General features: G+C 69.4%; 9 protein-coding genes and 2 pseudogenes. 6 read left to right on the plus strand and 5 right to left on the minus strand.

The genetic code is table 11. The annotated features are described in order from the left end of the window. Window positions 1-27 precede the first annotated feature (27 nt). From ACWGIH_RS40025 to ACWGIH_RS40035, 3 genes are all read left to right on the plus strand, one after another. Entirely contained in the window at window positions 28-1,053 is a 1,026-nt protein-coding gene (locus ACWGIH_RS40025; RefSeq protein ID WP_453450757.1) for an NADP-dependent oxidoreductase, read from the plus strand. A gap of 246 nt (window positions 1,054-1,299) precedes the next feature. Next, window positions 1,300-2,208, plus strand: a complete 909-nt coding sequence (locus ACWGIH_RS40030) for a 2OG-Fe(II) oxygenase family protein (RefSeq protein ID WP_453450756.1) — start codon at window positions 1,300-1,302, stop codon at window positions 2,206-2,208. 116 nt (window positions 2,209-2,324) lie between these two features. Then, entirely contained in the window at window positions 2,325-2,504 is a 180-nt protein-coding gene (locus ACWGIH_RS40035; protein WP_453450755.1) for a hypothetical protein, read from the plus strand. A 61-nt stretch (window positions 2,505-2,565) separates the two neighbouring features. Here ACWGIH_RS40035 and ACWGIH_RS40040 read toward each other — a convergent pair whose 3' ends face one another. After that, complete coding sequence (locus tag ACWGIH_RS40040) at window positions 2,566-2,745, minus strand: DUF397 domain-containing protein (RefSeq protein WP_453450802.1); 180 nt, start codon at window positions 2,743-2,745, stop codon at window positions 2,566-2,568. A 62-nt stretch (window positions 2,746-2,807) separates the two neighbouring features. On the opposite strand from ACWGIH_RS40040, the gene ACWGIH_RS40045 reads away from it, so the two are divergent. Together ACWGIH_RS40045 and ACWGIH_RS40050 are read left to right on the plus strand one after the other, a co-directional pair. Further along, window positions 2,808-3,485: a molybdopterin-dependent oxidoreductase gene (locus ACWGIH_RS40045; protein WP_453450754.1), complete on the plus strand. Its 678-nt coding sequence runs from the start codon at window positions 2,808-2,810 to the stop codon at window positions 3,483-3,485. A gap of 37 nt (window positions 3,486-3,522) precedes the next feature. Then, window positions 3,523-3,717: pseudogene (locus ACWGIH_RS40050) on the plus strand (hypoxanthine oxidase); the annotation flags it as partial. A 111-nt stretch (window positions 3,718-3,828) separates the two neighbouring features. Here ACWGIH_RS40050 and ACWGIH_RS40055 read toward each other — a convergent pair. From ACWGIH_RS40055 to ACWGIH_RS40070, 4 genes and pseudogenes are all read right to left on the minus strand, one after another. After that, a complete protein-coding gene (locus ACWGIH_RS40055; RefSeq protein ID WP_453450753.1) occupies window positions 3,829-4,923 on the minus strand; it encodes an ABC transporter ATP-binding protein in 1,095 nt (364 codons plus the stop codon). After that, window positions 4,920-5,789, minus strand: coding sequence for a molybdate ABC transporter permease subunit (modB, locus tag ACWGIH_RS40060; RefSeq protein ID WP_453450752.1), 870 nt, complete (start codon window positions 5,787-5,789; stop codon window positions 4,920-4,922). Before modB ends, ACWGIH_RS40055 begins: the two co-directional genes overlap by 4 nt. Further along, window positions 5,786-6,613: a molybdate ABC transporter substrate-binding protein gene (modA, locus tag ACWGIH_RS40065; protein WP_453450751.1), complete on the minus strand. Its 828-nt coding sequence runs from the start codon at window positions 6,611-6,613 to the stop codon at window positions 5,786-5,788. Before modA ends, modB begins: the two co-directional genes overlap by 4 nt. Before the next feature lie 33 nt (window positions 6,614-6,646). Continuing rightward, window positions 6,647-7,031 (minus strand): annotated as a pseudogene (locus tag ACWGIH_RS40070) (TOBE domain-containing protein). Window positions 7,032-7,169: 138 nt separating this feature from the next. Between ACWGIH_RS40070 and ACWGIH_RS40075 the strand changes: the two are divergent. Beyond that, complete coding sequence (locus tag ACWGIH_RS40075; RefSeq protein WP_453450750.1) at window positions 7,170-7,718, plus strand: molybdopterin-dependent oxidoreductase; 549 nt, start codon at window positions 7,170-7,172, stop codon at window positions 7,716-7,718. Window positions 7,719-7,810: the final 92 nt, after the last annotated feature.

The raw sequence follows: 7,810 nt of genomic DNA on the forward strand, positions 1-7,810 counted from the left end.
GAAACAACTGGAAGAGGCAGCACAGCCATGACCGAGACACTCCGCTCCCGTGAGATCCACCTCGTCTCCCGCCCCGTCGGCTCCCCCGTCCTCGACGACTTCGCCCTTGTCACCACCTCCGTGCCCGAGCCCGCCGACGGGCAGGTCGTGGTCCGCAACACCTGGATGTCCGTCGACCCCTACATGCGGGGCCGTATGAACGATGCCCCCTCCTACAATCCGCCCTTCGCCCTGGACGCCGCGATGGAGGGCAGCGCGATGGGCGAGGTCGTCGCCTCGCGTGACGCGTCCATTCCGGTCGGGGCGACCGTTTCCCACTTCCTCGGCTGGCGGGAGTACGCCGTGGTGGACGCGGCCGGAGCGACGGTGGTCGACCCGGCCCTGGCCCGCCCGCAGGATTATCTTGGCGCCCTGGGCACCACCGGCCTGACGGCGTACGCCGCGCTCACCCGGGTCGCGCCGGTCAAGGAGGGGGACGTCGTGTTCGTGTCCGCCGCCGCCGGGGCCGTCGGAAGTGTGGCCGGACAGCTGGCGAGGAAACTCGGCGCCTCCCGGGTGATCGGTTCGGCGGGCGGCCCCGCCAAGACCAAGAAGCTGCTGGACCACTTCGGCTACGACGCGGCCGTCGACTACCGCCAAGGGGCCCTGGCCGAACAGCTGACCCAGGCCGCCCCCGAGGGCATCGACGTCTACCTCGACAGCGTGGGTGGCGACCACCTCCAGGCCGCGATCGGCGCGATACGTCCCGGCGGCCGCATCGCACTCGTCGGCGCGCTCAGTGGGTACGACGCGACCGAGCCGGCACCGGGGCCCAACAACCTCTTCCAAGCGGCGGCCAGGGAAGTCACCCTGCGCGGCATGCTCGTCAGCAGCTACTTCGAGCTCTTCCCCGAGTGGATCGAAAAGGCAGCCGCCTGGCTCGCCGACGGTTCGCTGCACACCCAGGAGACCGTCATCGAAGGCATCGAGCAGGCGCCGGCTGCGTTCCTCGGCATGATGCGCGGGGCGAACACCGGCAAGATGCTGGTCCGTCTCGAGGGCGACCGCCGATGAACAAACGCGCACTGGTGGTCGTCGGCCACCCCAGGTCGGACTCGCTCACCGCCGGCACACCCCCAGAGGCTGGCTACCCGACCCCTGCCGGAACGCCCATGACGACATCGCGTCGGGCTGCGGGCCCTGGCCGGCCCCTGGCCTGTTTGTGCTCGTTGTCCCGACGGGCTGCCGGCGTGGATCCTGGGAAGCAGATCGGGTTGCCGGCGCGCTGTCGGCACGGCCCGCACCGGAGGTGACACGGGCGTGGAATCGACACACGGCACGGCAGAAGCCATCCCCACAGTGGACCTGGGCTCGGACGACGGCGTTGCCGTGCTCGGTGAAGCGTGCCGTCGTCTGGGTTTCTTCTTCGCCCGCCGTCACGGGGTGCCAGAAGCGTTGACGGGGCCCGCGTTCGAGGAGACACGACGCTTCTACGCCCGGCCCGCCCCCGAGAAACTGACGTACGCCGCCAGTGCCCATTCGCAGTTCCTGGGTTACCGAGGGGTGGGGCAGGAGCGGAGCACCTCGCATGCGGGCGGTGAGGCCTGCGAGCAGTACCGGATCGGGAGGATCACCCAGGACGTTGACGTGGAGCCTTCGTCCGGCTTCTTCCACGGCCCGTTCGCGCACTGCTCCGCGCTCTTCGAGAGCCTGGTGGTGCTGGGGGACCAACTCCTCGCGACCTGTGCCAAGGATCTCTCGCTGGGCGGTGCGCTCACCGACCCCTGCCACACCTCGCCCATGCACCGCCTGGGTCTCAACTCCTACCGGCCCTCATACAGCGCCGACATCGCCAACACCGTCGACTACGCGATGTCACCGCACATCGACCATGCCTACTTCACCGTCGTGCTCCAGGACGAGCCGGGTCTGCAGGTGCAGGACGAGGACGGCACCTGGCTCTCCGTTCCTCTGCTCCCCGACGCGGTGTTCGTCTTCCTCGGGGACTACCTGCAGCGGGTCACCAACGGCGTCTACCGAGCCGCGACGCACCGGGTCGGCGCAGTGAGCGCCGACCGCATCTCCATCCAGTACAAACACCGCCCCGCGTACAGCACCATCGTCGCGCCGTTGGAGCCGTATACCAGCGCGGATATCCCGGCCCGCTACGGGCCGTTCGACACGGGCGCCCAGTACGCGTCCCTGCTGCAGTCTCTCCTGAACCGATAGGACCGCGGCCGCCGCTCAGGCGAAGGCCCCCCTCGGCCTGCTGCAACGCTGACCTGGAGGTTGGCCATTCGGGGGCCGGGCCTCCGTGCTCTGACCATCGCGCGACGCTGCTGGAGATGCCCGATCCACCCACGCCCGTTCCGTCGGCCCCGACGCTGCCGGACCATCCGGCCTACCAGCAGATCATGGCCGTGTTCTCCGCGGCCGACTCCCCGCTCCGCGCGCGGGCGGTATGCGAGGCCACGGGCCTGGAGATCGAGCCCGAGGAGGGACAGTTCACCCAGCCGCGGCCATAACACCCGGCGGACCCCCGAGCAGCAGACTTCGACCCACCCGAAAGCCCGAAACGGGCGTCACTCACACGCCCACTGGGGAGTCGACGAAGGTCGTCCCAGCGTCGGCCGGGAAGAGGGTGGCCGGTCCTGTGGGGTTCTTGCTGTCGCGGACGGGGAGGTGGGCGGGGCAGGCGGAGTCGTTCACTTCGCGGCAGTCACCGCTGGTGCCGCCACTGTAGGAGGACTTGCGCCAGCCGCTCAGGTGCGAGGCCTACTGACGTAGCTTGTTGCGTAGCCGAGTTGGGCGCATAACGGAGGATCGACATGACGCTTCGCCTTCCCCCAGGACAACGTGCCGTCGGCGGGTTCCCGCGCTTCGGCAAGGACCTGAAGAACCCGCCGCCGCCCATACCGGCCGATCCGGTGATCGAGCTGGGCGGCGCTCTGACGCAGGACGTCACGCTGTCGGTGGCGGAGTTGGGGAAGTTGCCGCGGCACGAGGTCCGGGCCGACTTCCACTGTGTGGCCGGGTGGTCGGCGACCGATCTGGTGTGGGAGGGGGTCGCGTTCAAGGACTTCTACCGGGTGCTGGTGGAGCCGCGGCTGCGGCCGGGGGCGATGGTGAGCCACCTCGTGTTCGTGGGGTCGGACGGGGTGCGGGCGCTGGTGCTGCTGGAGGATGCGCTCGGAGAGGACGTGCTCGTAGCCGAGCGGCTCGGCGGGGAGCCGCTCACCGGCGACCACGGGGCTCCCGTACGGCTGGTCAGCCCGTGGCAGTACGGATACGTCAACATCAAGCACCTCTGCCGGATCGAGTTCCACGCCACCGTGCCCCGGGTCACCGACCCGTGGTCGCCTCTCGCGGCGCACACCCGGGCCCGGGTGTGGAAGGAGGAGCGGCACCGCCGGTTGCCCGGCCGGGTCGTGCGGCCGCTGTACCGGGGGGTGGTCGTGGTGATCAGGGCGCTCAGTGCGAGGGGTGGGAGTGCGCGACAGGGGTGACGGCTGGGTGCGAACGCAGATGCTGCCGGCGTCGTCGTTCATGGAAACCACCGACGCGATCGGCCCCCTCGGAGCCAAGTCGATGAGCGAGAGCCCCTTCAACCCGGTGGCCGCCGCGTTCGCCAACGCGCTGCGCGACGCCACCGGGGTTCGCTTCACCGAGATGCCGGTGACCCGCGACCGTGTCTGGTGGGCGATGGATCATGAGGCGGCGCGAAGGGGGCGGGCCTGACCCGAACGACGCATGCCCCTACAAGGGCCGTCCGTCGCCCTCCAACTCCTGATGGGAGGACCGCGTCGGCAGTGGTAGTGACCGGCCGAGCGGAAATCCTGGATGCTCCGTTCAAGCCGGGTAGGCATGTGTCTGCGTCGCCTTGACCGTGGCCCAGACCGGCGCTCCCGGGTGGAGCTCCAGCTCCGCGGCCGCGATGGTGGTCAGATCAGCGGCAAGGGGCAGTTCGCCGGTGAGGTCCACGCGGATCTGGTCGCCGTGCGTCTCCAGGCCGGCCACCTCACACTTCCACAGGTTGCGTGCACTGGACCCGCTGGGTCGGTCGCGGAACAGGGTCACGGCCACCGGCGGGAACGCGACGAACACCGGGCCGGTCAGCTCCTCCGTGCTCGTGATGGCGGGCCCGGCGTCGAGCTGGACGGTGTGCCCGTCGGCATGGCCCCGGTAGAGATTGAGGCCGACCAACTGGGCGATGTAGTCGGTACGCGGGTGCCGCGCGATGTCGGAGGGCGCCCCCTCCTGGACCAAGCGGCCGTGCTCGATGACGACCAAGCGGTCGGCGAGCACCATGGCGTCCAGCGGATCGTGGGTGACCAGTATGGCGACTGCCTCGAAGCCGGCCAGATGCCGCCGAAGCTGGGCCCGAACCTCAAGACGCGTACGGGCATCGAGCGCGGCGAGCGGCTCGTCCAGGAGCAGGAGCCGGGGGTGGGTGGCCAGCGCGCGGGCGAGGGCCACGCGTTGGGACTGGCCCCCGGAGAGTCTGCGGGGTTTCGCACCGGCGTGATCGGCCAGACCCATGCGGTCGAGCCACGCGGCGGCCTGGGCGCGAGCCTCCGACTTGGACACGCCGTGGCAGCGCGGCCCGAACGCCACGTTGTCCAGCGCAGACAGGTGCGGGAAGAGCAGATAGTCCTGGAAGACGACGCCGACCGGGCGGGACTCGGGCGGCGTACGGTCCAAGGAAGCGCCGTCCAGGTGTAGATGGCCGCCACTCGAGAGCGGAGTGAGTCCGGCCAGCGCGCGCAGGGCCGTGGTCTTGCCGGCTCCGTTCGGCCCGAGCAGTGCCACGACCTCACCCGGTGCCGCGGACAGCGCCACATCAAGGCGGAAGGAGCCCCGGTCGACGACGAGCCGGGCATCGAGGCCCTCGCCGCGCTCTTTGTCGGGGGTGAGGCAGGCCTCGGAGTCTTCGATGTGGGTCATGAGGCAGTCATCCAGCGGTCCCGCAGCCCGGCGAGGACCGCGATCGATACGGCGAGCAACACCAGGCTCAGCGCGATCGCCGCGGCCGGATCGCTCTGCAGGGCGAGGTAGACGGCCAGCGGCATGGTCTGCGTACGGCCGGGAAAGTTGCCCGCGAAGGTGATCGTCGCGCCGAACTCGCCGAGCGCGCGGGCCCAGGCGAGGACGGCTCCCGCGGCGACGCCGGGCGCGATCAGGGGAAGCGTGACCCGGCGGAACGCGGTGAACCGAGACGCCCCCAGGGTCATGGCGGCTTCCTCGAAGCGTGGATCGGCGGCCCGTAGGGTGCCCTCCACGCTGATCACGAGGAAGGGCATCGCGACGAATGTCTCCGCGATCACGACCCCCGTCGTGGTGAACGGCAGCGTGATCCCGAACCACGAGTCCAGCCACTGCCCGACGACACCGTTGCGGCCCAGCGCCATCAACAGTGCCACACCGCCCACGACGGGTGGCAGGACGAGCGGCAGCGTCACCAGGGCGCGAACGAGTCCCCGTCCGGGGAACTCCGTGCGGGCCAGCAGCCATGCCAGGGGCACCCCGATCACCAGGCTCACCGCCGTCGCGGCGGTGGCGCAGAAGAGTGAAAGCCGCAGCGCCTGCCAGACCTCTGTGCTGGTCAGCTGCTCCGGCAGGGTGCTCCATGGGGCCCGTACCAGCAGGGCGACCAACGGCAGCAGCAGGAAGGCAAGGCCCACCAGGGCGGGCAGCAGGAGGGGCAGCGGAACCCCGGGGCGCCGGCCTTTGGAGTCGGCCCGGACGCGCCTGCGCCGCGGCCCACCGGTGAGGGTGCGGGCCGCGGCGCCGGACTTGTCGATCTGAGTCACGGCTTGAGGAACCCGGCGGCTGTGAGGACCTTCTGGCCCTCGGCGGACTGGACGAGCTTGATGAACTCCTTCGCCGCGGCGGCGTTGGGCGCATCCTTGAGCAGGGCGATCGGGTAGTCGTTGATGGCATCGTCCGACTCGGGGAAGTCCTCGCCCTGGACCTTGTCACCCGCCGCCTTCACATCGGTCTTGTAGACGACCGCGGCGTCGGCCTCCTTCAGCTCCACCTTCGTCAGGGCGCTCTTGACGTCCTGCTCGTACGAGACCGGGGTGAGCTTCAAGTCGCTGGAGTCCAGCGCCTTCTGCGCGGCAGCGCCGCACGGCACCGCCTTGTCGCACAGGACGACCTTGAGACCGGACTTGGTGAGGTCCTTCAGGGAGGCGACCTTGTCGGGGTTGCCCGGCAGGGTCGCGATCTCCAACTGGTTACGGACGAAGGTGGACGGGGCGCCGGCCGCGTCCTTCTCGTCCGTCACGATCTTCATCGTCTTGGGGCTCGCGGCGGCGAACACATCGGCCGGGGCGCCTGCGGTGATGCCGGCGGCGAGCGAGTCGCTGCCACCGAAGTTGAAGGTGACCTTCGTGCCGGGGTGGGCCTTCTCGAAGTCCTTGCCCAGGGTCGTGAAGCTCTCCTTGAGTGAGGCGGCGGCGAAGACGGTCACCGTCCCGGAGAGTTTCTTCGTCGAGGACTCGGAGGAGTCCGACTTGGTCGAGGAGTCGTCGGATGAGGAGCAGGCGCTCAGCGCCAGCAACGCGGCGGCACCAGCACCGGCCACCTGCAAGGTCCGGCTGGTACGGCGGGTCCGGCGCGCGGATCGGGTCATCACGGTCTACTCCCTTTGGTCCTACGGACTCTTCTACAGTCTCTCGACGACCACGTTGGTCGACTTGATCACGGCAATCGCCGGAACACCGGGTTCCAGCTCCATCTCCTCAACCGACTCCCGGCTGACCATGGACACCACGCGGAACGGACCGGCCTGGATCTCGACCTGCGCCGACACGTCACCGAGGATCACCTCGGTGACGATTCCGGACAGACGGTTGCGCGCCGACGACGCGCTGTTCGTGCGCTCGGCGTGGTGCAACTCCCGGGCGAAGGCAGCAAGCCGGACCGGGGATGAGCCGATGCCCCAGCTCGTCGCGCTCGGCGTGCAGCCTGCCGCCGTCGACCCAGCGCCGAAGCGTGTCGGCGCTGACGCCCATGAGGGCGGCCGCTTCTCCGATCCGGTAGGTGTGCATGCGGGCATCATACTGCCGCAGATGCTAGGCGTACGTCTCCTGTTGCATCGCATGAGCACGATGTCTGGGAGGTGCGGTTGGTATGTGCGTTTATACGGAGCGGTGGCCTGGGTAGCGTCATCGGGGAGGTGGTGGCCAGTGAGCCAAACCCTTACGGAATCGGTCGCCGATCCGGTGGCGGAGCTCGCCCTGACCGGCGACCTCGCACGCCCGTCGCGGTTGACGGTGGCGGATTTGTCCGCATGGGCCCAGCGCCGGGTGCAAGTCAGCTTCGAGTGCGCCACCAGCGGCATGCAGCACCACCGTTTCACCGGGCCGCTGCTGCACGACGTGCTGGCCGACGCCGGTCCCGTCTTCGACCCGGACCGGCGCAAGGACCGCCTGCGCTTCCTGATCGCGGTGTCGGGCACCGATGGCCACCGCGCCTTGCTGACCTGGGCCGAAATCGACCCCGACTTCGCGTGTGCTCCGATCCTGCTCGCGGTGAGTCTCGACGACGCCCCGCTCCATCAGGCGGGTCCTCAGCTGGTGGTTCCCCAGGACCGCTGCGGTGGTCGGCACATCAGCGGCATCAACACCATCCGGGTTGACGGCCGCTACCCGTCCTGGCAGCCGTCCCCTTCCACTGCGCAGATGCCACCCGCAGCAGATGTTGATTCTCAGTCCACGAGCAGGCGCGGCAGCTAAGACGCCATTTCAGTTGGTCAGTCTGCGGTGACATATGAGGGTCGCGGCGATGGCGGTGAAGGCGAGGAAGTGTTCTGGCTTTCGCTCATAGC

The sequence above is a fragment of the Streptomyces sp. NPDC054872 genome, assembly GCF_053610705.1.